We start from the raw sequence: 26906 nt of genomic DNA, 5'->3' as shown, positions 1-26906 counted from the left end.
CGCGTCATCCTCGAGGATGACGTTGGCGTCAGCCCGCAGCGGGTTCGGTGAGGTCGTGCTCGTACGCGAACACCACGAGCTGCACCCGATCGCGCAGGCCGAGCTTCGCGAGGATGCGGCTGACGTGCGTCTTCACCGTCGCCTCCGACAGGAATTCGCCCGCCGCGATCTCGCTGTTCGAGAGTCCCCGCGCAGCGAGTGCGAAGATCTCGCGCTCGCGGGGCGTCAGGTCGCCCCACGCCGGCGGTGCGGGACGCAGCCCCGAGCCTGCCCCCACATGCGCGAACAGCGCCCGGGTCGCCGACGCGGCGATGACCTGGTTGCCCTGGTGCACGGTGCGGATCGCCGCCAGCAAGAACTCGGGGTCGGCGTCCTTCAGCACGAAGCCGCTCGCGCCGGCGCGGATCGCCCGTGCGGCGTTCTCGTCGAGGTCGAAGGTGGTGAGCACGAGGATGCGCGGGGCCGTGCGCCCCTCGCGATCCGCGTCGGCGAGGATGCGCTCGGTGGCGGCGATGCCGTCGGCGAGCGGCATCCGCACGTCCATGAGCACGACGTCGGGCCGTACCGATGCCGCGAGGGCGACCGCTGCGACACCGTCGCCCGCCTCGCCCGCGACCTCGAGGTCGGGCTGGGACTCGACGAGCATGCGCACGCCGGCACGGAAGAGGGCCTGGTCGTCGACGAGGGCGACGCGGATGCTCATGCGGTCCTTCCGGTTCGGGCGGGGATGCGGGCGGTGAGACGGAAGAGTCCGTCGTCGCCGGCCACCGCCTGCAGGGTACCGCCGGCGAGCTGCGCGCGTTCGCGCATCCCGGGGATGCCGTGGCGGAACGCATGCGAGTCGGGCGGCGGCACGTCGGCCCGGCGGGCGTTCACGAGTTCGACGGTCACCCCCGCGTCGTCCCACCGGAGCGCGAGCTGCACCGGCTGTGCTGGGTCGCCGTGCCGGAGCGCGTTCGTGAGGCCCTCCTGCACGATGCGGTAGACGGCGATCTGCTGCCCCGTGCCGAGCTCGGGGCGGACCCCGTGCTCGTCGAGGCGGATGTCGAGCCCGGCCGCGCGGACCTGGTCGAGCAGGACGCCGAGATCGTCGAGCACGGGTTGCGGCGACTCGGTCTCGTGATGGCGGAGTTCGGCGAGCAGGAGGCGCACGTCGCCGAGCGCGCCCCGCGCCACCCCGGCGATCGTGCCGAGCGCATCGACCGCCGACTCGGGCTTCGTGCGGGCGGCGAACCGCGCACCGTCGGCCTGCGCGATCACGACCGCGAGCGAGTGGGCGACGACGTCGTGCATGTCGCGGGCGATGCGGTTGCGCTCCTGCTCGACGACCCAGCGGTACTCGGCGAGCTCGCGCTCGCGGTTCGCCACCTCTTCTCGACGCCGCACTTCGCGCGTGTCGCGGACGGCCCGCACGAGGAGGCCGGCGGTCCACGCGAGCACGAGGACCGCGATCGACGCGACGAAGAGCACGCCGGTCAGGATCACCGTGCCGATCGTGTCCTGCGGCGCCGCGAACGTCGCCCCGTCGATGAGCGGCTTCACCCACGCGAGATAGGCGGTCGCGAGCACCGCACCGACCCCGGCCGAGCCGAGCCCGAGCCACTTCACGACGCGCCCGCCGTGCGCCGCGGTCGAGTACAGCACGCCGAGGACCGCCGCGTCGTAGAGCTGCAGGTCGCGCAGCAGCAGCATCTGGGCGAGCGCCGCGACCCACGCGATCGCGAGCGACCAGCCCGGGTCGTAGCGGCGCACCGCGAGCGCCCCGGCGAACACCACGAGGATCAGGACGTCCGAGACGCCGCCGAGCAGCGCGAACGGCAGGCACACGAGCGCGAACACGCCGGCGAGCACGATGTCGGTCGTGAGCTTCGCACGGCTGATCCTGGTGGGCACCGATCCACCGTACGCGCTCGACTGCGCCGAGAGGGGCTCAGCGGCGCGGAATCATCCTCGAGTGGTACGAGAGATGGCGCCCCGATCGCACGCCCTCCGAGGCATCCCCGCCCCGTCGCATGCTCGACTCAGAAGCCGAGGCGGCCGAGCTGCTTCGGATCGCGCTGCCAGTCCTTCGCGACCTTCACGTGGAGGGCGAGGTAGACCTTGCGCCCGAGCAGCTGCTCGATCTGCCCGCGCGCGGCCGCACCGACCTCCTTGAGCCGGGCGCCGCCCTTGCCGATGATGATGCCCTTCTGGCTGTCGCGCTCGACGAAGAGGTTCGCGTACACCTCGACGAGATCCTTGTCGTCCCGCTCGATCATGTCGTCGACCGTCACCGCGATCGAATGCGGCAGCTCGTCGGACACGCCCTCGAGCGCGGCCTCTCGCACGAACTCGGCGATGCGGTCGGTGATGTCCTCATCGGTGAGCGCCTCGGCCGGGTAGAGCGGCTGGTCGGACTCGGGCATGAGGGCGAGCAACTCGGCCACGAGCACGTCGAGCTGTTCGCCTCGCGGGGCAGAGACCGGGATGATCGCGGCCCAGTCGCGCAGCTCGGACACGGCGAGCAGCTGCTCGGCGACCTTGGCCTTCGACGTGGCGTCGGTCTTCGTCACGATTGCGACCTTCTTCGCGCGCGGGTACTGGTCGAGCTGTTCGTTGATGAATCGGTCGCCCGGGCCGATCGCCTCGTTCGCGGGCACGCAGAACGCGATCACGTCGACATCGCCGAGCGTCGACTGCACGAGGGTGTTGAGCCGCTCGCCGAGGAGGGTGCGCGGCCGGTGCAGACCCGGCGTGTCCACCAGGATGAGCTGGCCGTGCTCCCGATGCACGATGCCCCGGATCGCGCGTCGGGTCGTCTGCGGCTTGGAGCTCGTGATCGCGACCTTCTCGCCGACGAGCGCGTTCGTGAGCGTCGACTTGCCGACGTTCGGCCGGCCGACGAACGACACGAATCCGGCACGGTACTCAGTCACGATGGTTCCTCTCCACGGTCTCGCCCCCGTCGAATGCGGCGTGGGCGTCGATGAGGGCCTGGTCGGCCTCGACGAGGATCGTCGAGATGCGCTTGCGCCGCCCCTCGGTGCGCTCGGCCTCGAGGATGAGGCCCGAGACGCCGGCTCGTTCGCCGGGCTGCGGCAGCCGGCCGAGTTCTTTCGCGAGCAGCCCGCCCGCCGAGTCGACGTCCTCGTCCTCGAGGTCGAGGCCGAACAGCTCGCCGAGCTCGTCGATCGGGAGCCGGGCGTTCACCCGGTACCGGCCGTTCCCGAGGGGCTCGACCTGCGCCGCCTCACGGTCGTACTCGTCGGAGATGTCGCCCACGAGCTCCTCGATGAGGTCTTCGAGGGTCACGAGACCGGCGATGCCGCCGTACTCGTCGACGACCATCGCGAGGTGGGTCGACTCGAGCTGCATCTGCCTGAGCAGCGCGTCGGCCTTCATCGAGTCGGGCACGAAGGTCGCCGGCCGCCCGAGCTCGCCGACGGTGACCTCCTCGGCGTCGAGCGGACGCTCGAACCCGAGTCTCGCGAGATCGCGCAAATAGAGGATGCCCGTGACGTCGTCGGCGTCGCGCGCGATCACCGGGATGCGCGAGTACCCCGCCTTGAGGAAGAGCGCCATCGCGTGCGGCAGGTGCGCCGTCGCGTCGATCGTCACCATGTCGGTGCGGGGCACCATGACCTCGCGCACGACGGTGTCGTTGAACTCGAAGATCGAGTGGATGAGCTCGCGATCGCCCTCCTCGAGGACGTCGAGCTCGGCGGCCTCGTCGACCATGCTGAGCAGCTGCTCCTCGCTCGACACCCCCGCGAACCGCAGGCGCCCGGGCGTCACCCGGTTGCCGAGCGACACGAGCGCCCCCGCGAGCGGTCCGATGAGCACCCGCAGGAAGTGCACGAGCGGGGCCGTGAGCCGCAGCACCATGGGTGCGTGCGCGCGTCCGACGCTGCGCGGGCTCGCGCCGACGAGCACGAACGACGCGGCCGTCATGATGAAGGCGGCGCACAGCAGCACGAGCCAGATGTCCTCGATGAAGTAGGTGAACGCGAGCGTCACGAGCACCGCCGCGGTCGTCTCCGCGACGATGCGCACGAAGTTGACGGCGTTGACGTGCGCCCCCGTGTCGTCGGCGATCGCCAGCAGTGAGCGCCGGGCGCGCGACCCGATCGCGAGGTCGGTGAGGTCGGCCCGGCTCGAGACGCCGACGGCCGCGTCGACTGCGGCCATCAGCCCGCCGAAGGCGACGAGCACGAACGCCGCGGCGAGGAAGAGCCAGGGCAGCATGGTCAGCGGCGGCGCTCCTGCATCGAGAAGCCGACGAGGATGTCGCGCTGGATGCCGAACATCTCCTTCTCCTCGTCGGGCTCGGCGTGGTCGAAGCCGAGCAGATGCAGGATGCCGTGCGTCGTCAGCAGCAGGAGCTCGTCGAGCAGCGAGTGACCGGCGGTGCGAGCCTGCGACTCGGCCACCTGCGGGCACAGCACGACGTCGCCGAGGAGCCCGGGCGGAGTCGGCGCCTCCTCCGTGCCCGGGCGGAGCTCGTCCATCGGGAAGCTCAGCACGTCGGTCGGGCCGGGCTCGTCCATCCACTGGACGTGGAGCTGCTCCATCGCGCCCTCGTCGACGAGCACGATCGCGAGCTCGGCGTCCTGATGGACGTGCATGGCGTCGAGCGCGTAGACCGCGAGCCGCTGGATCGCGGCCTCATCGACCTCGATCGCGGATTCGTTGTTGATCTCGATGCTCAAGACGTGCCCTTTCTCGGCAGGTGGTCGCGGGGACCGGCGTGACCGCGCCGTTCGGCGCGATTCGCGAACTCGCGGGCCTCGGCGCGCTCGAAGCGCTGCGCCTGCTGCCGCTGGTCGAACTCGGTGTACGCGTCGACGATGCGTCCGACGAGGGTGTGGCGCACGACGTCGTCGCTCGTGAGGCGCGCGAAGTGGATGTCGTCGATGCGATCGAGGATGCGCGTGACGAGGCGCAGTCCGCTCGCGCCGCCGGGGAGGTCGATCTGCGTCACGTCGCCGGTGACGACCATCTTCGATCCGAACCCCAGTCGGGTGAGGAACATCTTCATCTGCTCGGGCGTCGTGTTCTGCGCCTCGTCGAGCACGACGAACGAGTCGTTCAGGGTGCGTCCGCGCATGTACGCCAGCGGGGCGACCTCGACCGTGCCCGAGGCGAGCAGCTTCGGCACGAGCTCGGGGTCCATCATCTCGTTGAGGGCGTCGTAGAGCGGCCGCAGGTAGGGGTCGATCTTGTCGGTGAGCGTTCCGGGCAGGAACCCGAGCCGCTCCCCCGCCTCGACCGCGGGGCGCGTGAGGATGATGCGATTGACCTCTTTGCGCTGCAGCGCCTGCACCGCCTTCGCCATGGCCAGGTACGTCTTGCCGGTGCCTGCGGGGCCGATGCCGAAGACGATCGTGTTCTCGTCGATCGCGTCGACGTAGGCGCGCTGGCCCTCGGTCTTCGGCCGGATGGTCTTGCCCCGGCTGGAGACGATCACCTGGCCGAGCAGGTCGGAGGGCTTCGCGTCGGGGTCGGCGTCGAGCATGCGGGCTGAGCTCCTCACTTCGGTCGGGGTCGGGTCCTGGTCGCGGCGCACCAGTTCGAGCAGCTCCTCGATCAGCCGGCGTACCCGGCGACGTTCATCGGCAGCGCCGCGGATCGCGATCTCGTTGCCGCGGACGTGCACCTCGACGCCCGGGTATTCGCGCTGGACGGAGGTCAGCAGTCGGTCCTGGGGCCCCAGCAGGCGCACCATCTGCACCCCGTCGATGCGCAGGCGCTCTTCGTCGACGCCGGTCGCCGCCCCCTCCGGCCCGGTCGGCACCGCGGACTCCGTCGACTCAGGCTCCGGCAAGCGTGCCCTCCTCGAGCCCGCCCGCGAGGACGTGCGCGTGCACGTGGAACACGGTCTGGCCGGCCGAGGCACCGGTGTTGAACACCAGGCGGAACTCGCCGTCGGCGAGGTCGCCCGCGACGTCGCGAGCCACGCCGACGAGCTCGGCCAGCAGCTCGGGGTCGCCCGCGGCGAGTTCGACCACGTCGCGGTAGTCGCCCGCCTTCGTCGTGACGATCACGTGCACCGGCGCCTGCGGTGCGATGTCGTGGAACGCGATGACGCGCTCGGACTCGGCGACGATGCGCGCCGGGATCTCGCGCGCGACGATGCGTTCGAAGACGGTCGGTTCAGCGCGCGAGTCGGTCATTCCACCATCGTAGCGAGGGATCGCTCACCACCGCCCGAGCCGGACGCTCAGCACGGCGATCGCCGCGGGACCGGCGGTCGAGGTGCGGAGCACCGATGCGCCGAGGCGCACCGTCTCGGCGCCGGCGGCGACGAGGCGGTCGAGCTCGTCGGGCGCGATGCCGCCCTCGGGCCCGACCACGAGCGCGAGGTCGCGGCCGTCGGGCTCGAGCTCGGTGAGCGCCATACGTGCGGTCGGCTCGAGCACGAGCACGCGGGTTCCGGCCAGCCGCGCGGCCAGCCCGGCCGTCGTCGTGACCTCGGTGACCTCGGGCTGCCAGGCGCGGATCGACTGCTTGACGGCCTCGCGCACGATGGTGGCCCAGCGGCGCCTGCCCTTCTCGGCCTTCGGGCCCTCCCACCGCGACACCGAACGGGCGGCGGCCCACGGCACGACGGCGTCGACGCCGAGCTCGGTCGACGCCTGCACGGCCATCTCATCGCGGTCGCCCTTCGCGAGGGCCTGCACGAGCGTGATCGCCGGGGAGGGACGCTCCTCGACGGCGACCTCGTCGGCGACGAGCACGAGCTCGCGGGGCTCGGTCGCGACGACCGAGCCACGGACGATCACCCCGCGCCCGTCGCCGATCGCGATGCGCTCGCCCGTGCGGATGCGCGCGACGGTGACGGCGTGCCGCGCCTCGTCGCCCGTGAGCCGCACCTCCGCGCCCGGGGCGAGCGCGCCGAGGTCGAGGGACTCGTCGAGGTACAGGCTGCTCATCTGCGGACTCCGCTCAGCCGAGGAACCGGTCGCGGAGCCGGGCGAACAGCCCCTGCTGGAAGTGGCTGAGCTCGGGCTCGGGCGACCGCTTCGACGCCGCGAACTGCGAGATCAGATCGCGCTCCTTCGACGACAGCTTCGTCGGCGTGACGACCTGCACGCCGATCTTGAGGTCGCCGCGGCCGTTGCCGCGGAGCTTGGTGACCCCGCGGTCCTTCACGGTCAGGATCTCGCCGCTCTGCGTGCCGGCCTTCACCTCGAGCTCGACGTCGCCGTCGAGACCGGGGATCGTCGCGTCCGTTCCGAGGATGGCGTCGGTCATCGCGACCTCGAGGGTCGCGAGCAGGTCGTCGCCGTTGCGGCTGAACACCTCGTGGTTCTTGACCTTGATCTCGAGGTAGAGGTCGCCGTTCGGTCCACCGGCGGGGCCGGCCTCGCCGGAGCCCGGCATCTGCAGGCGAACACCCGTGTCGACGCCCGCAGGGATGTCGACCGGCACCGTACGACGTGCGCGCACGCGCCCCTGGCCCTGGCAGGTGATGCAGGGCGTGGCGATGATCGTGCCGTAGCCGCGGCAGGTGCCGCACGGGCTCGAGGTCATCACGTTGCCGAGGAGCGAGCGCACCTGGCGCTGGATCTGGCCGCTGCCGTGGCAGATGTCGCACGTGACGGGCGAGGTGCCCGGCTGGCAGCACGACCCCTGGCAGGTCTCGCAGCGCACGGCCGTGTCGACCTCGATGTCGCGATGGGTGCCGAAGATCACCTCGTCGAGGCCGACCTCGACGCGGATCAGGGCGTCCTGGCCGCGCTCACGCCGCGACCGCGGGCCACGGCTCTGCTGGCCGGCACCGAAGAACGTCTCGAAGATGTCGCCGAAGCCGCCGAAGTTCTGGCCGCCGAAGCCGCCCTGGCCGCCGCCGAGGTCGTACTGCTGGCGCTGCTTGGGGTCGCTCAGCACGTCGTACGCGTGGGTCACCTCTTTGAAGCGCTCGGATGCCTCGGCGCCCGGGTTCACGTCGGGGTGGAGTTCTCGCGCGAGGCGGCGGTACGCCTTCTTGATCTCGTCGGGGGTGGCGTCGCGGGAGACGCCGAGGACCTCGTAGTGGTCGGCCACGGAGGGCTTGTCCTTTCGGTTGCGCCGGTCGGTTCGGACGGCGGCTGGTCAGTTCTCGCCGAGCGTGCGGGAGAGGTATCGGGCGACGGCGCGGACGGCCGCCATGCTGTTGGAATAGTCCATTCGGGTCGGCCCGACGACGCCGAGGCGCGAGATGTCGCGCCCGGGGATCTCGAACGCACTCGACACGATCGACGTCTCGCCGAGGCCGAACGAGGCGTTCTCTCGGCCGATGCGAACGGCGACGGCGTGCTCGTCGGTCGCCATCTCGCCGAAGAGCCTGAGCAGCACGACCTGTTCCTCGATCGCCTCGATCACCCCGAGGATCGACCCGGCGAAGTCCTGTTCGGTGCGCACGAGGTTCGCGGCACCCGCGACGACCAGCCGGTCGCTGCGCTGCTGGCGCGCCTGGTCGGCGAGCGTCGCGGCGAGCGTGTGCAGCACCGCGGCGTGGCGCCGGTCGACGACGTCGAGCTCGCCCGACAGCAGCTCCGAGGCATCCGTCATCGTGGTGCCCGCGACGAGCTCGTTGAGGCGGTGCCGGAGCGACGCGAGCGTCTCGTCGTCGACCGGTTCGGCGAGCTCGGCGAGCCGCTGCTCGACCTGGCCGGAGTCGGCGATGAGGATGCAGAGCACGCGGGAGGGTGCGAGCGCGACGAGCTCGACGTGACGCACCCGTGCACTCGAGAAGCTCGGGTACTGCACGACCGCGAGCTGCTTCGTGAGCTGGGAGATGAGGCGAACGGTGCGGGCGAGCAGTTCGTCGAGGTCGCTCGACTCGCCGAGGAAGGTCTCGATCGCCTGTCGCTGCGCCGAGCTCAGCGGACGCACGTCGGTGAGCTGGTCGACGAAGACGCGATAGCCCTTGTCGGTCGGAATGCGGCCCGACGACGTGTGCGGCGCCGCGATCAGCTCCTCCTCTTCGAGGAGTGCCATGTCGTTGCGGATGGTCGCGGCCGAGACGCCGAAGGCGTGGCGTTCGACGATCGTCTTCGAGCCGACGGGTTCGCGCGAGGCGACATAGTCCTGCACGATCGCGCGGAGCACCGCGAGACTGCGTTCGGAGACCATGGCCCTCGCTTCCTCTGCACGGCTTGGCACTCGATCGATCGGAGTGCCAATCATATCGCGACATCCCGTGACCCGGCCGTTGCCGCGGTCCCACCGGGGCGCTACCGTATGGATGTTCCGCGCGCCGCCCCCGTTCCCGCGGCCCGCGCCTCCACCCGACCGTTCCCGCCCCCGAAAGGCATGCCCATGAGCGACTCCGCACCGCCGCCCCCCGCCCCCGAGCCGCAGCCGGCCGCCCCCCTCGCCCACGACCAGGACGTGCTCTGGGGCTCGCTCGCCCAGCTCGGCGGCATCGTCGGCCCGCTGCCCTCGCTCATCATCTGGCTCGTGTTCAAGGACCGCGGCCCGTTCACGAACGTCGAGGCGAAGGAGGGCCTCAACTTCCAGATCACGGCGATCATCGCGTACGTCGCGATCGTGATCGTGAACATGGTGCTGGCCCTCGTGACCTTCGGGTTCTGGGGGTACGTCGGGTGGCTCCTGCCGACCGCGCTCTGGGTGACCGTCGTCGTGTTCTCGATCCTCGCGTACCTCAAGGCGAAGGACGGCGTGCACTACCGGTACCCCTTCGCCATCCGCCTCATCAAGTAGCCGGTTCGACGACGCATTGCCGAGCGCGCCGCGGGAACTCTTCCGCGGCGCGCTCGTCTGTGCCAGCATGACAGCGACCCGCCGCCGCCCGGCGGCCCGATCAAGGAGAGACCATGTCCGAGGGCACCCCGCCACCTCCCCCGCCCGTGAACCCCTACGAGCAGAACCAGCCGCTCAGCCCGTCCGACGAGAAGCTCTGGGCGACGCTGATCCAGATCGGCGGCATCATCTTCGGCGTCCTGCCGTCGCTGATCGGCTACCTCATCCTGAAGGACAAGGGCCCGTTCGTCCGCGGCCACGCGGCGACGGCGCTGAACTTCCAGATCACGCTGCTCATCGCCTATGTCGTCGGCTGGATCACCGCGTTCATCCTGATCGGATTCATCATCCTCGCCGCGGCGTGGATCTGCTCGATCGTCTTCGGCATCATCGCCGCGATCGCGGCGAACAAGGGCGAGCCGTACGTCTACCCGATCGCGATCAAGTTCGTCAACTGAGCTCGTCCGCACCGGTTCTCGATCCGCGCCCCGCGTCGTCGGGCGCTACTCGACCACCGGAGCGTCGAGCAGCCGCCGCACCACCGCGTCGGCGAGGAGCCGCCCCTTCCGCGTGAGCGTCAGCACGCCGGAGAGGGCGGCTCTCGCGTCGACGAGGCCGTCTGCGATGAGCCCGGCGACCGCATGACGGCCGCCGGTGTGCAGCGAGGCGAGCTCGAGCCCCTCCCGGATCCGCGTCGCGAGCAGCACGCGCTCGGTCTCGCGCGTCGGTCCGTCGAGCACTTCGCGGCCCACGGCGGGCGAGATGCCCTTCGCGAGGCGTTCGGCGTACGCCGAGGGATGCTTCGCGTTCCACCAGCGCACGCCGCCGACGTGGCTGTGCGCGCCCGGGCCGACGCCCCACCAGTCGTCGCCCCGCCAGTACCCGAGGTTGTGGCGCGACCGGTGCCGGGTGCCGCGCGCCCAGTTGCTGACCTCGTACCAGTCGTAGCCGGCCGCGGCGAGCGACTCGTCGGCGAGCTCGTACATGTCGGCCTCGAGGTCGTCCGACGGCGTCGCGAGCTCACCGCGGCGGATCTGCCGGGCGAGCTTCGTGCCGTCCTCCACGATGAGCGCGTACGCGCTCAGGTGGTCGGGGCGCTGCGCGATGGCGTGCTCGAGGCTGCGCCGCCAGTCGTCGAGCGACTCCCCCGGCGTGCCGTAGATGAGGTCGAGGCTGACGTCGAGCCCTGCGTCGCGGGCCCACTCGACGACCTGCGGCACCCGCTCGGGGTCGTGCGTGCGGTCGAGCGCCGCCAGCACGTGCGGAACCGCCGACTGCATGCCGAACGACACGCGCGTGAACCCGCCGGCCGCGAGCTCGTCGAGCTCTCGCCGTCCGACCGAGTCGGGATTCGCCTCGGTCGTGACCTCGGCGCCGGGCGCGAGGCCGAACTCGTCGCGCACGGCGCCGAGCATCTCGACGAGGTCGGCGGCGGGCAGGAGGGTGGGCGTGCCGCCGCCGAAGAACACGGTCTCGACCGGGCGGGAGGGGACTTCGGATGCCTCGAGCACGCGCCGCGACATCCTGATCTCGTCGATCGCCTGGCCCGCGTAGTCGGCCTGCCGGGCGCCGCGCAGCTCGTCGGACGTGTACGTGTTGAAGTCGCAGTACCCGCACCGCACCCGGCAGAACGGCACGTGCACGTAGACGCCGAACGCGCGGTCCGCGGCGCCCGCGGCCGCCTGGGCCGGCAGCAGGCCGTCGGCCGGAGCCGGTTCGCCGAGCGGCAGCGCCGAGCCCACGCCTACACGCCGCCGGCGGGGTGGAGCGCCCGCAGCTCCCTGCGGGTGAGCTCGCGACGACGACGACGGGTGGACGGCGAGAGCACGGCGCGCACGCCGCCCGCGGTCGCGAGGATCGAGCGGATGGTGAGCCACACCGTGTCGTCGTCGCGGTGCTCGAGGATGAACGACTCCTCGCCGGTCTCGGCGCCGTGCGCCGTCGTTCCGTAGGCGAAGCCGATCCGGTTCGGTTCGTCGATCACGTAGACGACGAGCACGGGGGTCTTCGCCGTGCCGAACCGCCGCTTGTGCTCGAGCGTCGCGGTCATGCCCGCGGCGATGTACGGGGTGCCGTCGGCGCCGAACCGGTCCTCCGTGCGGGGCGCGGGCTGGTCGGCGAGCGGGGCGCCGGTCGGGTCGAACACGATGCCGGGGTACTGGGCCCCGGTGCCGGCCGACACGTCGGCGATCGTGAACCCGGCTCCCCGTTGGATGCCCCACGTCATGAGCGCCTCGGCCGAGCGGTCGAACCGCTCCTGGCCCGAGCCGAGCCGTACCGCGTCCTCGGCGGGCCGGAGGCCCACCGGCGGGTAGCGGAGGAAATCGGGGTCGAGCGTGGCGCCGATCGCCCCGTAGGTGACCGACTGGTCGGTGAACGTGCTTCTGCGAGTCATCCGTGTTCCTTCGCGCGCGGCGGGCCGCGCGCTACTTCTTGGCGTCCTTCTTGGTCTCCGTGTCGCCCGACAGCGCCGCGATGAAGGCCTCCTGCGGGACCTCGACCCGGCCCACCATCTTCATGCGCTTCTTGCCCTCCTTCTGCTTCTCGAGGAGCTTGCGCTTGCGGGTGATGTCACCGCCGTAGCACTTGGCGAGCACGTCCTTGCGCATCGCACGGATCGACTCTCGCGCGATGATGCGCGCACCGATCGCGGCCTGGATCGGCACCTCGAACTGCTGGCGGGGAATGAGCTCGCGCAGCCGACCGGTCATGAGCACGCCGTAGGCGTAGGCCTTGTCGCGGTGCACGATCGCGCTGAAGGCGTCGACCTGCTCGCCCTGCAGCAGGATGTCGACCTTCACGAGGTCGGCCGCCTGGTCGCCGACCGGCTCGTAGTCGAGGCTCGCGTACCCGGCCGTCTTCGACTTCAGCTGGTCGAAGAAGTCGAAGACGATCTCACCGAGCGGGATGTTGTACCGGATCTCGACGCGGTCCTCGCCGAGGTACTCCATGCCGAGCAGGCTGCCGCGGCGCGACTGGCAGAGCTCCATGATCGTGCCGACGTAGTCCTTCGGGGCGAGGATCGCGGCCTTCACCATGGGCTCGCGCACCTCGGCGATCTTCGCGCCCGTCGGGAACTCGCTCGGATTCGTGACGGTGACGGTCTTCTTGTCCTCGGTCGTGACCTCGTAGACCACGCTCGGCGCCGTCGCGATGATGTCGAGCCCGAACTCGCGGCGCAGCCGCTCGGTCACGATCTCGAGGTGGAGGAGGCCGAGGAAGCCGGCGCGGAACCCGAAGCCGAGCGCGACCGACGTCTCGGGCTCGTACACGAGCGCCGCATCGGAGAGCTTCAGCTTGTCGAGCGCCTCACGCAGCTCGGGATAGTCGCTGCCGTCGATCGGGTAGAGACCCGAGAACACCATCGGGAGCGGCTCGGTGTAGCCGGCGAGCGCCTCGGCGGCGGGCTTCACCGCCGTCGTGACCGTGTCGCCGACCTTCGACTGGCGTACGTCCTTCACGCCGGTGATGAGGTAGCCGACCTCGCCGACGCCGAGGCCCTTGGTGGGCGTGGGCTCGGGCGCGGAGACGCCGATCTCGAGGATCTCGTGCGTCGCGCGGGTCGACATCATCTGGATGCGCTCGCGCGGGTTCAGCTGGCCGTCGACCATGCGCACGTAGGTGACGACGCCGCGGTAGCTGTCGTAGACCGAGTCGAAGATCATCGCACGGGGTGCTGCGTCGGCGTTGCCGACCGGCGCGGGGATGCGCTCGACGACCCGGTCGAGCAGCTCCTCGACGCCGACGCCCGTCTTTCCGGAGACCTTCAGCACGTCGTCGGGCGAGCCGCCGATGAGGTCGGCGAGCTCGCGCGCGTACTTCTCGGGCTCGGCCGCCGGAAGGTCGATCTTGTTGAGCACTGGGATGATCTCGAGGTCGTTCTCGAGCGCGAGGTAGAGGTTCGCGAGGGTCTGCGCCTCGATGCCCTGGGCGGCGTCGACGAGCAGGATCGCCCCCTCGCACGCGGCGAGCGAGCGCGAGACCTCGTACGAGAAGTCGACGTGGCCGGGGGTGTCGATCATGTTGAGCGCGTACGCACGGCTCTCGCCCGAGGCATCCTCGACCTGCCACGGCATGCGCACCGCCTGGCTCTTGATCGTGATGCCCCGCTCGCGCTCGATGTCCATGCGATCGAGGTACTGCGCCCGCATGTCGCGATCGGACACGATGCCCGTGATCTGCAGCATGCGGTCGGCAAGCGTCGACTTGCCGTGGTCGATGTGCGCGATGATGCAGAAGTTTCGGATCAACGCGGGGTCGGTGGCGGCGGGCACCGGCGGGTTCACAGCTCTCGGAGACATCCTGTCGATTCTCCCATGATTCGGCTTCCGACTTTCGACGGATGCCTCGCGGCGGGCGCCGCGGCTACGCTCGCAGCATGAGCGCGACCCTGCCGAACCCGTCGCGCGGGGCCGAATCGGCGCTGCGCCCGGTGTTCATCGCGCTTCGGCTCGGGCTGCACCTGCTCGTCGTCGGGCTCACGCTCTTCGTCATCGTGCGGGCGCTCATCTCCGACGACACCGACGAGGTGCCGATCACGGTGCTCGCGATCGCGTTCCTCGCCTGCTACGGCGCGGGGGTCGCGACGGCGCACCGGCACCTGCCGACGTGGGCGCGCGTCGTCTGGCTCGTGATGCTCCTCGCGCTCTGGGTCGCGATGTCGGCGCTCACCCCCGACGCCGCCTTCCTCGCCTTCCCGCTGTTCTTCCTCGAGCTGCACGTGCTCGCCGCGCCGATCGCTGTGCCGCTCGTCGTCGTCACCTTCGGCCTCTCGGTCTGGGGCACGGCGAGCCACCTCGGCTACGAGGTCGGCTCGATCCTCGGACCGCTGATCAGCGCGGGCGTCGCGATCGTGATCGGCCTCGGCTACCGCGCGATGGCGCAGGAGACGAGGGAGCGCCAGGCGCTCATCCTCGACCTGATCGCGACGCGCGAGGAACTCGCGGCCGCGAGCCACGAGGCCGGCACGCTCGCCGAGCGCGAGCGGCTCGCCCGCGAGATCCACGACACCCTCGCGCAGGGACTCTCGAGCATCCAGATGCTGCTGCATGCGGCCGAGCGGGACGTCTCGGACGAGAGCGTGCGTCAGAAGCTCGTGCTCGCCCGCGAGACCGCGGCCGAGAATCTCGGCGAGGCGCGCCGGTTCATCCGCGAGCTCACCCCGCCGTCGCTCGACGAGCAGACGCTGCCCGCCGCGCTCCGCCGGCTCGCCGAGGCCGTCGACGACCAGGCTCACCAGTCGGGCGCCGACACACGCGTCGAGTTCGCGACGAGCGGCGACCCGGTCGTGCTGCCGATGGCGGTCGACGCGGCGCTGCTGCGGATCGCCCAGGGCTCGCTCGCGAACGTCGTGAAGCACGCCGACGCCCGCACGTGCTCGCTCACGCTGACCTACCTCGGCGACGAGGTCGCGCTCGACATCGTCGACGACGGCATCGGCTTCGACGTCGAGGCCGTCGCCCGACGCGCCGCGGCAGCCGCCGCGGACGGCACGACGGCCGCTGCCGGCGAGTACGGCCTCCGTTCGATCCGGCGGCGCGCCGAAGAGCTCGGCGGCCGATCCGACGTCGAATCCGCGCCCGGCGAGGGCACGGCGCTGTCGATCCGCATCCCGGTGGTGCCAGCATGATCCGGCTGCTGCTCGCCGACGACCACCCGGTGGTGCGGGCGGGCATCCGCGCGATGCTCGAACGCGAGGTCGATCTCGAGGTCGTCGGCGAGGCGTCCTCGGCCGAGGACGCGGTGCGTCTCGGCCGGAAGGGCGTCGACCTCGTCCTCATGGACCTCCAGTTCCCCGGCGCGATGCAGGGTGCGGAGGCGACCCGCCGGCTGCGCGCCGAGCCCGACGGACCGAGGGTGCTCGTGCTCACCAACTACGACACCGACGCCGACATCCTCGGGGCGATCGAAGCCGGCGCGAGCGGCTACCTCCTGAAGGACGCACCGCCCGAGACGCTCATCGCGGCCGTGCGCGCCGCCGCAGAGGGCGATCGGGCGCTCGCACCGGAGCTCGCCGCGAAGCTCGACGCCTCCCGCGCCACGGGCGAGCGCCTGACGGTGCGCGAGGCCGAGGTGCTCGCGCTCGTCGCCGAGGGTCGCACCAACCGCGAGATCGGCAAGTCGCTCTTCCTCAGCGAGGCGACCGTCAAGTCGCACCTCGTGCACATCTTCACGAAGCTCGGCGTCGGCTCGCGCACCGCGGCCGTCGCCCGGGCTCGTGAGATCGGGGCGATCAGGGCGGGGTGAGCATGGTCGGCGCCCGCATCGTGCTCGTGCACGGCATCCGAACCTCGGCCACGATGTGGCGGCGGCAGGTCGCCGCGCTCACGGTGCACGGCGTCGACGTCGTCGCGGTCGACCTGCCCGGGCACGGGTCGCGCATGGCCGAGGAGTTCTCGATCGACGCCGCGATGGCGGTGATCGAGGAGGCGCTGAACCCGCCGCCGACCGATGGGACGGCTCCGGATGCCGCGCCGCCGCGTCTGCTCGTCGGCCTCAGCCTCGGCGGCTACTTGTCGATCGAGTTCGCGGCGAGGCATCCGGATCGTCTCGACGGCCTCGTCGCGGCCGCGTGCGGGACCGTGCCTCGCGGGCCAGGTCTCGCCGCCTACCGGTCGATCGCCGCGGCCATCGCCCGTCTGCCCGATCGCGGACGATGGCTGAACGACGCGACCGCCGCCCTCTTCCTCGCGCCCGACGCGCTCGCCGATGTGGTCGCAGGCGGCGTCGCACTCGACGTGATGGCCCCCGCGCTCGCGGCCGTCGGGCACCTCGATCCGGTGGCGGCGCTCGACGCCGTCCGGGTGCCGATCTGGTTCGTGAACGGACGCTACGACCACTTCCGGCTGCAGGAACGGCGGCTGCTGCGCGCGGCGCACGACGCTCGGCTCGTCGTCGTGCCCGGGGCGACCCACCTCGTGAGCCTGACCGCGGCCGACGGCTTCACCGCGGTCGTGCTCGGCGCCGTCGCCGAGCTCGAACGGCGCGCCACCGCCCGGCACCGCTGACCCGTTCGACCCGAAATGCTTGCCCTCCGCAGGCAACCGACGTAGCGTGTCGTCGGCGCATCGTTCGCATGGATAACCGATGCGCTGCAGATTCAGTGTCGAACCATGCATCGGTCAGGCAACGCCGGCCGGTGCGTCGATACGCATCAGCTGGCGGGGCCGAAAGGTGGTCCCAACGATGGTTCCCTCCCAGCTCTACCGTGCGACCGTCGTCGACACGCCCGTCAGCCCGTTCGAGGGCGGCGAGGCGCGCTACGACGCCGACAGTGCGATCGTCGTCGAAGGCGGCGTCATCCGCTTCCGCGGCGCATTCGACGAGGCATCCCGGCGGCACCCCGACGCGACGGTCGTCGACCTGCGCGACGGCGTGCTGCTTCCCGGGCTCGTCGACACGCACGTCCACTTCCCGCAGCTGCGTTCCATGGCGGGGCTCGGCCTGCCGTTGCTCGACTGGCTCGACCGGTACACCCTGCCCGAGGAGACGCGGTTCGTCGACGACGCGTACGCGCGCGAGGTCGCCCCGCAGTTCCTCAACGCGCTCGCGGCGGCCGGCACGACGAGTGCGCTCGTGTTCGGATCGCACTTCGCCGGCGCCATGCGCGAGTTCTTCGGCGCGGCGTCGTCGTCGGGCCTGCGCATCACGAGCGGGCTCGTCGTCGGCGACCGGATGCTGCTCGACGGGCTCTACACGACGCCCGAGCGAGCGCGTGAGGAAGCGGCCGCCCTCGTCGAGGCATGGCACGGCCGCGGCCGCCTGCGCTATGCAGTCACGCCGCGGTTCTCATTGTCGGCGTCCGACGACCTGCTCGCCGCGTGCAGCGACACGTTCGCCTCGCGCGACGACCTCTGGTTCACCTCGCACCTCAACGAGAACGCCGCCGAGGTCGACACGGTCGCGAGCCTCTTCCCCGACCGCCGCGACTACCTCGACACGTACGATCACCACGGGCTCGTGAACCGCCGTTCGGTCTTCGCGCACAGCGTGCACACGACGGTGCCCGAACTCGCCAGGATGGCGGAGGCGGGCGCCTCGGTCGCGCACTGCCCGACGTCGAACTCGGCGCTCGGCAGCGGGCTGTTCCCGTTGCGTCGCCATCTCGACGCCGGCGTGCGCGTCGCGCTCGGCACCGATGTCGGGGCCGGCAACGGGTTCAGCCTGTTCAAGGACGGCATCCAGGCGTACTTCATGCAGATGCTGCTCGGCCCCGACGGCGTGCAGCTCGAGCCCGCGCATCTCCTCTACCTCGCGACGCTCGCCGGAGCCGAGGCGCTCGGGCTCGAAGGTGTCGGCCATCTCGGCGTCGGCATGCAGTTCGACGCGATCCACGTGCGCCCGGCGCCGGGCTCGGCGTACGACATCGTGCTGTCGCGCTCGGAGTCGGCGGGCGACGTGCTCGCCCGCACGTTCGCGCTGGCGACCACCCATGATGTCGCTGCGACATGGGTCGGCGGCGACCTCGTGCACGCGCGCTCGTCGGTCCTCGGCGACGAGGGCGCCTCGGCCCTGACCGACCCGGTTCCGCTGCACGGGTGATGCCGGCGGTCGGATCGTCCTGCGACCCGCCCGGCAGTCCCGCTTTGGTGGGCCGCCGGGCGAACTGGTAGTGTTGTGTGTTGGCTTCCGTGTGGGTCCCACCCCGCACGAGACGCCGTGGCGGCCCCTCTACCGTTCACGGCACCTCCCGTACCCGCACGAACGAAAGAATCACACGTGGCAAACATCAAGTCGCAGATCAAGCGCATCCGCACCAACCGCAAGGCCGAAGAGCGCAACAAGGCCGTCAAGAGCGAGCTCAAGACCGTCGTGCGCGCCGCCCGCGAGGCCATCGCCTCGGGCGACAAGGACAAGGCCACCGCCGCCGTGCGCGTCGCCTCGCGCAAGCTCGACAAGGCCGTGTCGAAGGGCGTCATCCACCAGAACCAGGCCGCGAACCGCAAGTCGGCGATCGCCAAGCAGGCCGCCGCGCTCTGATTCTCAGCAGTTTCGCATGAAGGCCCCGCTTCGGCGGGGCCTTCGTCGTCTCCGGGACGGCTCGTGGCCGGCCGTGCTCACCTCATCGCCGCACTCCTTCGAAGGCCAGCCATGCGGCCCGACACCTCGACGCCCGACACTCGACGCTCGAACTCGAGTGCACTTCACGCCTCGAGTCGGGCGACGACGGCGCCCCCCGATACGCGAGGCCTCAGGCTGCTTCGGTGCGGGCTCGGAGCGACTAGCGGCGACCGCGGGCGGCGATGACGCCGACGAGGCGCTCGAGTGCGAACACGGGGTCGCGTTCGGCGCCCTTGACCGCTGCGTCGGTCGCGGCGAGGGTCTCGATCGCGACACCGAGGCCCTCATCGGTCCAGCCGACGAGGTCGCGACGCGCTCGGTCGACCTGCCACGGCGCCATGCCGAGGGATGACGCGAGCTGAGCGCCGCCGCCGCGCGAACCGGACACCTTCGCCATCGTGCGCAGCTTCATCGCGAACGCCGCGACCATCGGCACCGGGTCGGCGCCGCTGTCGAGCGCGTGCCGGAGCGCGATCAACGCCTCACCGTGGCGCCCGGCGATCGCGGCATCGGCGACGGCGAACGCGTTCGTCTCGACCCGACCGCCGTAGTAGCGGGCGACGACCGCCTCGGAGATGTCGCCGGGAGCGTCGGCGATGAGCTGCCGGCACGCGGCCGAGAGCTCGCGGAGGTCGTCACTGAACGCCCCGACGAGAGCCCGAAGGGCGCCCGGCGCGATCTTGCGGCCGGCCGCTCGGAACTCCGCCGCCGCGAAGTCCTGCTTCTCGGAGTCCTTCTTCAGCTCGGCGCAGACGATCTCGATGCCGCCGCCGGTGCCCGCCCGGATCGCGTCGAGCAGCTTCTTGCCGCGCACCCCGCTTCGATGGCGCAGAACGAGCGTCGTCGAGTCGGCCGGCTGCTCGAGGTAGGCGAGCGCATCGAGCAGGAAGTCGTCGCTCGCCTTCTCGACCGCACTCACCCGGATCAGTCGAGGTTCGCCGAAGAGCGACGGGCTCGCGAGCGTGAGCAGCTCGCCCCGCCGATACCCGTCGGCCTCGAGGTCGCTGACCTCGAGCGCGGGGTCTTCGGCCCGCAGGAAGTCGCGGAGCAGGCCGATCGCGCGTTCGGCGAGCACGTCTTCGGCACCGGTCACGAGCACGATCGGCGCAGGTCGAACGGCGTGCCAGGCGAGTTGCGGGATCGCGACCTTCGAACGCGCCGAAGCGCCACCGCGTGCTGCCACCCGTGCCTCCGTTCCGCGCTCCAGTCTACGGGCGGCCACCGACCCCACCCGCCCGTTCGCTCCAGACCGCGAAGCCGCCGGCGGTCGCGTCGACTGCGATCGATCCCATCTCGTCGGTGCGCAGCGCCGTCGTGCCGGCCAGCTCGAGCAGGTCGAGCGCCCGCTCGGTCGGGTGCCCGTAGCCGTTGTCGGCGCCGACCCCGACGAGCCCGATCGCCGCGTGCAGGCGTTCGTAGAGGCGGTCGCTCTGGTCGGACGACCCGTGGTGGGCGACCTTGACGAGGTCGACGTCGCCGATCGTGGCCGACCGCAGCATGCGATCCTGCGACTCCTCGCCGAGATCGCCGAGGAAGACGCCCCGATAGCCGGGCGAGACGAGGTCGAGCACGACGCTCGCGTCGTTGCCGGGTTGCGCCTCGGGCTGCGGCCACAGCACCCGCCAGCTCGACACGCCGAGCGTGCCGTGCACGCCGGCGGTGACCTCGACGGCCCGCGCTCCCGACACGACGAGCGGCTCGAGGACTCGTGACGAGCGATCGCCGTCGAGCGGGCCGTGCAGCACGGTGCCCGCGCGGCCGAGGATCGCCGGCGTTCCGCCCACGTGGTCGGCGTCCCAGTGGGTCAGTACGACGAGGTCGAGACGATCGACGCCGAACAGCTCGAGGCACCTGGTGAGCGCGGCCGCGTCGGGCCCGGTGTCGATGAGGGCGACGGACGTGCTCGAACGCACGAGCACGGCATCTCCCTGCCCGACGTCGCAGGCCGCGACATCCCATTGCGCGGGTCTCGTCGCGCGGGCGACGAACGGGGCACCGCCCGCCAGGCCGACCGTGATCGCGACGGTCACGACCAGCAGGCTCGCGATCGACACGCGACCGCGTCGCGACAACGGCGGCCCCATCACGAGCCGCAACGCGAGTACGGTGCACACCGCGAGGAGCACGGCGCCCGCGGCATCGGGGAGCCAGGCCAGCCTCCCGCCGGGCAGGGACGCGCCCGTGTGGGCGACGACCGCGATCCATTGCGCCGGCCACCACGCGAGCTGCATCGCCGCGAACCCCACCGAGGGCAGCACCGGCAGCAGCAGGCAGCCGATCAGTCCTGCGATGGTGCCGACGGGCGCCGCCGGTGCCGCCAGCAGGTTCGCGGGAACGCCGTAGACCGCGATCGCCGGGTCGAGCAGCACGAGCACGGGCTGGCAGGCGAGCTGCGCGGCGAGCGGCACGCCCAGCACGAATGCGAGCGGCGTCGGCATCACCCGAGCGAGCGCCGTCGAGAGCGGCGCCGCGAGCAACAGCAGGCCGGCCGTCGCGCAGACCGACAGCGCGAATCCGTAGTCGCGCGCGTACCACGGATCGACGACCAGCAGCACGACGACGGCCAGCGCGAGGGCCGCCACTCCCCCGCCGGGACGGCCGACGGCCAGCGCCGCCAGCACGACGACGGCCATGACCGCGGCACGCACGACGCTCGACTCGGGGGTCACGAGCACGACGAACGCCGCGAGGGCGACGAGCGCAACGAGCACCCGGATGCCACGGCGCAGGCCCGCCGCGGCGGCCACCGCGAACGCTGCCGCGGTGATGATGGCGCAGTTCGCGCCCGAGACGGCGGTCAGGTGACTGAGCGAACTCGCCTTCATGTCGTCGTCGAGTTCGGCGCCGACCGCGCTCGTGTCGCCGATCGCAAGTCCGGGCACGAGCGAACCGCCGTCGCCGTCGAGACGGGACGCGGCATCGGCGAACCGGGTGCGCAGCTCGCCGCTCCACGCGAGCCACGGCGGCGGCGGCTCGACGACGACGTCGCCGTCGGCATGCAGGTCGAACGCCGCGCGCTCCGCGCCGGGTGATGCGGTCGCCCGGCCGGTGAAGGCGAGCCGTGCACCGAGCTGGAGCTCGGCGGGCACGGCTTCGACGACACCGCTCACCGGGATCGCTCGGGTCGCCCGGCCGTCGACCGCGACCAGCCGGCCCTCGAAACGCAGTGAGGCCGTCGCCCGCGGACGGGGCGCGTCCCCGGTCGCGGTCGGCCCGGCGATGCCGGCCGCTGCGCCGCCACGCCCATCGACCGCCGAATGGGACGCCGCGGCCGGAGTCGCGGCACCCCCGTCGGTGGCAGGGCCCCACATCGTCATGAGCCGACGCGGCGCCGCGGTCAATTCGACGACCACCGCGATGCCCTCGCGCTCCGCCGCCGCCGTCGCGAGCGGCGACGAACTCCGCGCTCCGAGGGCGCCCGACGCGCTCGTCGCCACGAGCGCGGCGACCGCCGCGCAGACGAGCGCGGTCGCGGCGATCGGCCGCCGCGTGCGGAGCGCGACGACGAGCGCGAGGACCGCCGCCATCCAGGTCGCACCAGCCACGACCCCCGCATCGAGCCCGATGTCCGGGGAGAGCACCGCCAGCCAGGCGCCGGCCCACGCCGTGCAGGCCGGGGCGGCGAGCCGCAGACCGGGCATGGTCAGAGCGCCACGAGGTCGACGAGCCCCGAGTACACCGCATCGCCGATGCCCGCGACGTCGAGCAGCTGGTCGGTGCTCGTGAACGGTCCGTTCGCCTCGCGCCAGTCGATGATGCGCTGCGCCAGTGCCGGACCGATGCGCGGCAGCGTGTCGAGCTCGGCGACGTCGGCGGTGTTGAGGTGCACCTTGCCGTCGCCCGCGCCGCCCGACCCCGTGCCCCCGGCGGCAGCACCGTCGCCGGCGGCACCGGCGGCCGGCACCTCGCCGACCTTCGGCACCATCAGCTGCTCGCCGTCGGCGACCGCCCGAGCCAGGTTCACCCCGGCCGGGTCGGCCTCGGCCGTGAGGCCGCCGGCGGCGGCGATCGCGTCGACGACGCGCGCGCCCTCGTCGAGCTGCACGATCCCAGGACTCGCGACCGCGCCGAGCACGTGCACGAGCACGACGGGCGGTGCAGCGGTCGCGACCGTCGCGGCCGCATCACCGAAGGCACCAGCACCCGACGCACCGTTGCCCGCGAACCCGACCTCGCCCTGTTCGCCGCCGCCCGATGCCGCGAACGACATCACCGCGGCGACGACGACCGCCGCGATGAACAGCGCGACAGCGGCGCCCACGCCGAGGCGCACGCGCGGCGACGCACGCCGCGCGGACGGGTCGAGCACGGCCGACGGGTCCGGCGAGGAGTTGGGCGGCATGCCCGCACGCTATGCGCCGAGGACCGAGGACGAGCGACGATCAGCCGCCGACGTGCGAATTCGGCCGACGATCGCGCCTGTCGAGGACGAGTCGACGGCGAGCCGCGGACGAGCCCGACGAGGCGGCGTCGAACAGACGGGTCGAGCGACGCCGATCCGGGCGAGACCCCTACGCCGCGACGGCCTCGCGAGGCCACTCGCGGCCGAACCGCGCGAGGTGGTGCCACACGTACTTCACGAGCTGCGGCTCGATTCCGCCCGCGACGCGCGCACGACCGACGACCGCCGGCGTGAGCATGCCGTCGACCGCGATGCGCCGGGCGACCTCGACGGCCTCCTCGCCGCGATACTCCGGGTTGGCTTCGACGGTCTCGAGTCCGAGTCGGTAGCCGGGGTGGCGTTCGATGACGAGGCCGGCGTCCTCGGCGACGCGAAGGGTCGCCTCGTCATCGAAGCTCGGGTCGAGCACGATCGCCTCGACGTCGTCGGGCACCGAGACGCCCCCGTGCACCTGCGCCTCGATGTAGCGGTTGAGCAGTTCATCGACGACGTCGGCGTGGTAGTCGTCGAGCAGCCCCATCCGATCGGCGACCCCGAACAGCGCGGGCTCGAACGCGCTGTCGGGATACGTGAACGTCGCACGCCGCAGGGCCTCCGGCCGGAGGCGCAGGTAGGCCGAGCCGAATCGCGGCGCCGCGCCGTACGCGTCGCCGTCGAGGTTCAGCGCGCCGTAGGCCGGGCGGAGTGCCCCGTCGTGCGCGTCGTACGCGCCGGAGAACAGGCGGCTCTCCCAGTTCCAGCGGTCGCCGCCCGGAACGGCCGTCAGCCCGCCGTTGCTCGTGCCGGTGACGAACTGCGAGGCGTAGCGTCCCTCCTCCAGGATGCGCCGCAGCACGGGCTTGCCGTGAAGGTCGGAATCGGGGTGGAAGTGCAGGACGAGCCGGGCGTCGGTCGGCACCGCGCGGCCGGGCTTCGAGCGAGCGGCGACGGCGGTGAGGGCGGCGTGCCAGGGTTCGGGTCGATGGTCCATCCGTCGATTCTGGCAGGCGGTCCCGCCGCCGGGCGTCGTATGACGCCGATGCCGACAGCCCGCCCGAACCTGGCACGGCCACCGCCCGGACGGGCTGTCGAACGGTGCGATCGACGCGGTCGGCGCTACCCCCGCGTCGCGATGTTGACGAGCTTCGGCGCGCGCACGATGACGTTCACGATCTCGCGCTCCCCGATCGTGCGCACCACGGCCGCGGAGCCGCGTGCGAGCTGTTCGAGCTCCTCCGCCGAGATCTTCGGCGACACCTCGAGCCGGTCGCGCACCTTGCCGTCGACCTGCACGATCGCGGTCACCTGGTCTTCGACCAGCAGCGCCGGGTCGGCCTTGCGCCACGGCACGAGGGCGACCGTCGGCTCGTAGCCGAGTCGCTGCCACATGTCCTCCGCCGTGTAGGGCGCGAACAGGTCGAGCACGATCGCCGTCACCTCGGCCGCCTCGCGCACGGCCGCGTCGCCAGCGCCGGGACCGGAGTCGATCGCCTTCCGCGTGGCGTTCACGAGCTCCATGAGCCTCGCCACGATGACGTTGAACTTGTACGACTCGGCCAGCCCCGCAGCATCCGCGAGCAGTCGGTGCGTGACCCGGCGCAGCGCCCGGTCGCCGGTCGACCAATCGACGCCGGGCGCCGAGGTCACCTCGCCGGCGATGCGCCACGCGCGCGCCAGGAACTTCGCGGAACCCACCGGCGAGACATCCGCCCAGTCGATGTCGTCCTCCGGCGGACCGGCGAACGCGAGCGTGACCCGAAGCGCGTCGGTGCCGTGCGCCGAGAGCTCGGAGGCGAACTCGACGAGATTGCCCTTCGACTTCGACATCTTCGAGCCGTCCATGAGGACCATGCCCTGGTTCAGGAGCGAGGTGAACGGCTCGGTGAAGCTCAGGTAGCCGAGGTCGAACAGCACCTTCGTGATGAAGCGCGAGTACAGCAGGTGCAGGATCGCGTGCTCGACCCCGCCGACGTACTGGTCGACCGGCGCCCACTTCTCGGCCTGCGCCGGGTCGAACGCCTGCGTGTCGTCGTTCGCGTTCAGGTACCGCAGGTAGTACCAGGAGCTGTCGACGAAGGTGTCCATGGTGTCGGAGTCGCGCTTGGCCGGGCCGCCGCAGTTCGGGCACGCCACGTTCACCCAGTCCTCGGCTGCGCCGAGCGGGCTCGAGCCCTTCGGCTTCAGGTCGAGGCCGGCGGCCTCGGGCAGCCGCACGGGCAGCTCCGACTCGGGTACCGGCACCTCGCCGCACTCGGCGCAGTGGATGATCGGGATCGGGGTGCCCCAGAAGCGCTGGCGCGAGATCAGCCAGTCGCGCAACCGGAAGTTCTTGGCCGCGCGACCGGTGCCGCGTTCGTCGAGGATCTCGATCGCGCGACGGATCGCGTTCGACTTCGAGAGGCCGTCGAGCGGGCCCGAGTTGATGAGGCGGCCCTCGCCGGTGAGCGCGGTGCCGGTACCCGCGGGATCGAGCGGCGGCAGGTCGTCGGGCAGGTACGGGTCGCCGTGCTCGTCGAGCGGGATGACCGGGATGACGCCCGTCACCGGGGCATTGGTGTCGACCACGACGCGCACCGGCAGCCCGAAGGTGCGCGCGAAGTCGAGGTCGCGCTGGTCGTGCGCGGGCACGGCCATGATCGCGCCGTGGCCGTAGTCGGCCAGCACGTAGTCGCTCGCCCAGATCGGCAGGCGCTCGCCGTTCAGCGGGTTGACCGCGTAGCGCTCGAGGAAGACGCCCGTCTTCGGACGGTCGGTCGCGAGGCGCTCGATGTCGCTCTCGGCGCGCACCGAGTCGAGGTAGTCGTCGAAGCGCTGCTTCACCTCGGCCGACGCGCCCTCGGCGAGCTCGGCCGCGAGCGGCGAGTCGACGGCGACGACCATGAACGTGGCGCCGTACAGGGTGTCTGGACGGGTCGTGAACACGGGCACGCGCTCGGCGCGCCCTTCGATCTCGAACTCGACGTCGGCGCCGGCCGAGCGCCCGATCCAGTTCCGCTGCATCGAGACGACCTTCGACGGCCAGGTGCCCTCGAGCTGGTTGAGGTCGTCGAGCAGGCGGTCGGCGTAGTCGGTGACGCGGAAGTACCACTGGGTCAGGGCCTTCTTCGTGACGACCGCACCGCAGCGCTCGCAGTGGCCGTCGACGACCTGCTCGTTCGCGAGCACCGTCTGGTCGTTCGGGCACCAGTTGACCTGGCCCGCCTTGCGATAGGCGATGCCCTTCTCGTAGAGCTTCAGGAACAGCCACTGGTTCCACTTGTAGTACTCGGGGTCGCTCGTGTGCAGCTCTCGCGACCAGTCGAAGCTCGGCGCGTACTGGCGGAACGAGGCCTTCTGCTGGGCGATGTTCGCGTAGGTCCACTCGCGAGGGTCGGCTCCGCGCTTGATGGCCGCGTTCTCGGCCGGCAGGCCGAACGAGTCCCAGCCGATCGGGTGCAGCACGTCGAAGCCCTGGTGGCGCCAGTAGCGCGCGGCGATGTCACCGAACCCGAACGCCTCGGCGTGGCCCATGTGCAGGTCGCCCGACGGGTACGGGAACATGTCGAGCACGTACTTGCGCGGCCGCGTGTCGCCTGCCGCCCCGGCGCGGAAGGGCTCGAGCTCGTCCCACACGGGAAGCCACTTCGCCTGGATCGCGGCGAAGTCGTACGCGCCGGGCTCGGCGTTCGCGGGGTCGTGATCGTGTGCCACGTGACTCTCAATCGTGTGTCGCTCGGCGGGCGCGGCCCGCAGGTCTCGG

Annotated in this window: 25 protein-coding genes; 7 read left to right on the top strand and 18 right to left on the bottom strand. The window is 71.6% G+C overall.

What is annotated here, in order from left to right:
- Window positions 1-28 precede the first annotated feature (28 nt).
- The 10 genes from ACFWGP_RS03525 to hrcA all read right to left on the bottom strand — a co-directional run bounded on the left by ACFWGP_RS03525 (window position 29) and on the right by hrcA (window position 9096).
- The gene (locus ACFWGP_RS03525) at window positions 29-703 is read right to left on the bottom strand and encodes a response regulator transcription factor (RefSeq protein ID WP_231431152.1); all 675 of its coding nucleotides are present in this window, start codon (window positions 701-703) and stop codon (window positions 29-31) included.
- A complete protein-coding gene (locus tag ACFWGP_RS03520) occupies window positions 700-1893 on the bottom strand; it encodes a sensor histidine kinase (RefSeq protein ID WP_376930130.1) in 1194 nt (397 codons plus the stop codon). Before ACFWGP_RS03520 ends, ACFWGP_RS03525 begins: the two co-directional genes overlap by 4 nt.
- A 128-nt stretch (window positions 1894-2021) precedes the next feature.
- The gene (gene era, locus ACFWGP_RS03515) at window positions 2022-2915 is read right to left on the bottom strand and encodes a GTPase Era (RefSeq protein ID WP_376930129.1); all 894 of its coding nucleotides are present in this window, start codon (window positions 2913-2915) and stop codon (window positions 2022-2024) included.
- The gene (locus ACFWGP_RS03510) at window positions 2908-4224 is read right to left on the bottom strand and encodes a hemolysin family protein (RefSeq protein WP_376930128.1); all 1317 of its coding nucleotides are present in this window, start codon (window positions 4222-4224) and stop codon (window positions 2908-2910) included. Before ACFWGP_RS03510 ends, era begins: the two co-directional genes overlap by 8 nt.
- Window positions 4225-4226: 2 nt before the next feature.
- Window positions 4227-4688 carry an rRNA maturation RNase YbeY gene (gene ybeY, locus ACFWGP_RS03505; RefSeq protein ID WP_231431156.1) on the bottom strand — a complete coding sequence of 154 codons (462 nt, stop codon included), beginning with the start codon at window positions 4686-4688 and terminating at the stop codon, window positions 4227-4229.
- Complete coding sequence (locus tag ACFWGP_RS03500; protein ID WP_374201121.1) at window positions 4685-5803, bottom strand: PhoH family protein; 1119 nt, start codon at window positions 5801-5803, stop codon at window positions 4685-4687. Before ACFWGP_RS03500 ends, ybeY begins: the two co-directional genes overlap by 4 nt.
- Complete coding sequence (locus ACFWGP_RS03495) at window positions 5790-6152, bottom strand: HIT domain-containing protein (RefSeq protein WP_376930127.1); 363 nt, start codon at window positions 6150-6152, stop codon at window positions 5790-5792. The genes ACFWGP_RS03500 and ACFWGP_RS03495 overlap by 14 nt, the downstream gene beginning before the upstream one ends.
- A gap of 24 nt (window positions 6153-6176) precedes the next feature.
- Window positions 6177-6911, bottom strand: coding sequence for a 16S rRNA (uracil(1498)-N(3))-methyltransferase (locus tag ACFWGP_RS03490; RefSeq protein WP_376930126.1), 735 nt, complete (start codon window positions 6909-6911; stop codon window positions 6177-6179).
- 13 nt (window positions 6912-6924) lie between these two features.
- Window positions 6925-8025, bottom strand: a complete 1101-nt coding sequence (gene dnaJ / locus ACFWGP_RS03485) for a molecular chaperone DnaJ (protein WP_231431159.1) — start codon at window positions 8023-8025, stop codon at window positions 6925-6927.
- Window positions 8026-8073: 48 nt separating this feature from the next.
- Entirely contained in the window at window positions 8074-9096 is a 1023-nt protein-coding gene (gene hrcA, locus ACFWGP_RS03480) for a heat-inducible transcriptional repressor HrcA (RefSeq protein WP_231431160.1), read from the bottom strand.
- A gap of 186 nt (window positions 9097-9282) precedes the next feature.
- Here hrcA and ACFWGP_RS03475 point away from each other — a divergent pair, with 186 nt between their 5' ends.
- Window positions 9283-9687: a DUF4870 domain-containing protein gene (locus ACFWGP_RS03475; RefSeq protein ID WP_231431161.1), complete on the top strand. Its 405-nt coding sequence runs from the start codon at window positions 9283-9285 to the stop codon at window positions 9685-9687.
- Window positions 9688-9800: 113 nt separating this feature from the next.
- A complete protein-coding gene (locus ACFWGP_RS03470; protein WP_231431162.1) occupies window positions 9801-10184 on the top strand; it encodes a DUF4870 domain-containing protein in 384 nt (127 codons plus the stop codon).
- A gap of 45 nt (window positions 10185-10229) precedes the next feature.
- Here the strand turns inward: ACFWGP_RS03470 and hemW are convergent, their stop codons facing one another.
- Genes hemW through lepA form a run of 3 tightly spaced genes read right to left on the bottom strand, consistent with a single transcriptional unit; the run spans window position 10230 to window position 14027 of the window.
- The gene (gene hemW, locus ACFWGP_RS03465; protein WP_231431163.1) at window positions 10230-11468 is read right to left on the bottom strand and encodes a radical SAM family heme chaperone HemW; all 1239 of its coding nucleotides are present in this window, start codon (window positions 11466-11468) and stop codon (window positions 10230-10232) included.
- A 2-nt stretch (window positions 11469-11470) separates the two neighbouring features.
- Complete coding sequence (locus ACFWGP_RS03460; RefSeq protein ID WP_231431164.1) at window positions 11471-12121, bottom strand: DUF1990 family protein; 651 nt, start codon at window positions 12119-12121, stop codon at window positions 11471-11473.
- Window positions 12122-12152: 31 nt separating this feature from the next.
- Window positions 12153-14027, bottom strand: coding sequence for a translation elongation factor 4 (gene lepA, locus ACFWGP_RS03455; protein WP_231431165.1), 1875 nt, complete (start codon window positions 14025-14027; stop codon window positions 12153-12155).
- 77 nt (window positions 14028-14104) lie between these two features.
- Here lepA and ACFWGP_RS03450 point away from each other — a divergent pair, with 77 nt between their 5' ends.
- The 5 genes from ACFWGP_RS03450 to rpsT all read left to right on the top strand — a co-directional run bounded on the left by ACFWGP_RS03450 (window position 14105) and on the right by rpsT (window position 18705).
- Window positions 14105-15355, top strand: a complete 1251-nt coding sequence (locus ACFWGP_RS03450) for a sensor histidine kinase (protein WP_231431166.1) — start codon at window positions 14105-14107, stop codon at window positions 15353-15355.
- Window positions 15352-15972 carry a response regulator transcription factor gene (locus ACFWGP_RS03445; RefSeq protein WP_231431167.1) on the top strand — a complete coding sequence of 207 codons (621 nt, stop codon included), beginning with the start codon at window positions 15352-15354 and terminating at the stop codon, window positions 15970-15972. Before ACFWGP_RS03450 ends, ACFWGP_RS03445 begins: the two co-directional genes overlap by 4 nt.
- Before the next feature lie 2 nt (window positions 15973-15974).
- Window positions 15975-16733 (top strand): alpha/beta fold hydrolase, encoded by a 759-nt coding sequence (locus tag ACFWGP_RS03440; RefSeq protein WP_376930427.1) that lies wholly within the window; start codon window positions 15975-15977, stop codon window positions 16731-16733.
- A gap of 178 nt (window positions 16734-16911) precedes the next feature.
- Window positions 16912-18267: a guanine deaminase gene (gene guaD, locus ACFWGP_RS03435; RefSeq protein WP_376930125.1), complete on the top strand. Its 1356-nt coding sequence runs from the start codon at window positions 16912-16914 to the stop codon at window positions 18265-18267.
- A 177-nt stretch (window positions 18268-18444) separates the two neighbouring features.
- Window positions 18445-18705, top strand: a complete 261-nt coding sequence (rpsT, locus tag ACFWGP_RS03430; protein ID WP_231431170.1) for a 30S ribosomal protein S20 — start codon at window positions 18445-18447, stop codon at window positions 18703-18705.
- A gap of 241 nt (window positions 18706-18946) precedes the next feature.
- Here rpsT and holA read toward each other — a convergent pair whose 3' ends face one another.
- The 5 genes from holA to leuS all read right to left on the bottom strand — a co-directional run bounded on the left by holA (window position 18947) and on the right by leuS (window position 26857).
- Complete coding sequence (gene holA / locus ACFWGP_RS03425) at window positions 18947-19969, bottom strand: DNA polymerase III subunit delta (protein WP_376930124.1); 1023 nt, start codon at window positions 19967-19969, stop codon at window positions 18947-18949.
- A 25-nt stretch (window positions 19970-19994) separates the two neighbouring features.
- Window positions 19995-22427 (bottom strand): ComEC/Rec2 family competence protein, encoded by a 2433-nt coding sequence (locus ACFWGP_RS03420; protein ID WP_376930123.1) that lies wholly within the window; start codon window positions 22425-22427, stop codon window positions 19995-19997.
- A gap of 2 nt (window positions 22428-22429) precedes the next feature.
- A complete protein-coding gene (locus tag ACFWGP_RS03415) occupies window positions 22430-23128 on the bottom strand; it encodes a helix-hairpin-helix domain-containing protein (RefSeq protein ID WP_376930122.1) in 699 nt (232 codons plus the stop codon).
- Window positions 23129-23297: 169 nt separating this feature from the next.
- Entirely contained in the window at window positions 23298-24158 is an 861-nt protein-coding gene (locus tag ACFWGP_RS03410; protein ID WP_376930121.1) for a DUF3626 domain-containing protein, read from the bottom strand.
- Between the two features lie 125 nt (window positions 24159-24283).
- Complete coding sequence (gene leuS / locus ACFWGP_RS03405) at window positions 24284-26857, bottom strand: leucine--tRNA ligase (protein WP_275505871.1); 2574 nt, start codon at window positions 26855-26857, stop codon at window positions 24284-24286.
- Window positions 26858-26906: the final 49 nt, after the last annotated feature.

This window comes from Agromyces sp. NPDC127015, assembly GCF_042725165.1.
Taxonomy (GTDB): domain Bacteria; phylum Actinomycetota; class Actinomycetes; order Actinomycetales; family Microbacteriaceae; genus Agromyces; species Agromyces chromiiresistens.
This window is presented reverse-complemented; position numbering and strand designations above follow the sequence as displayed.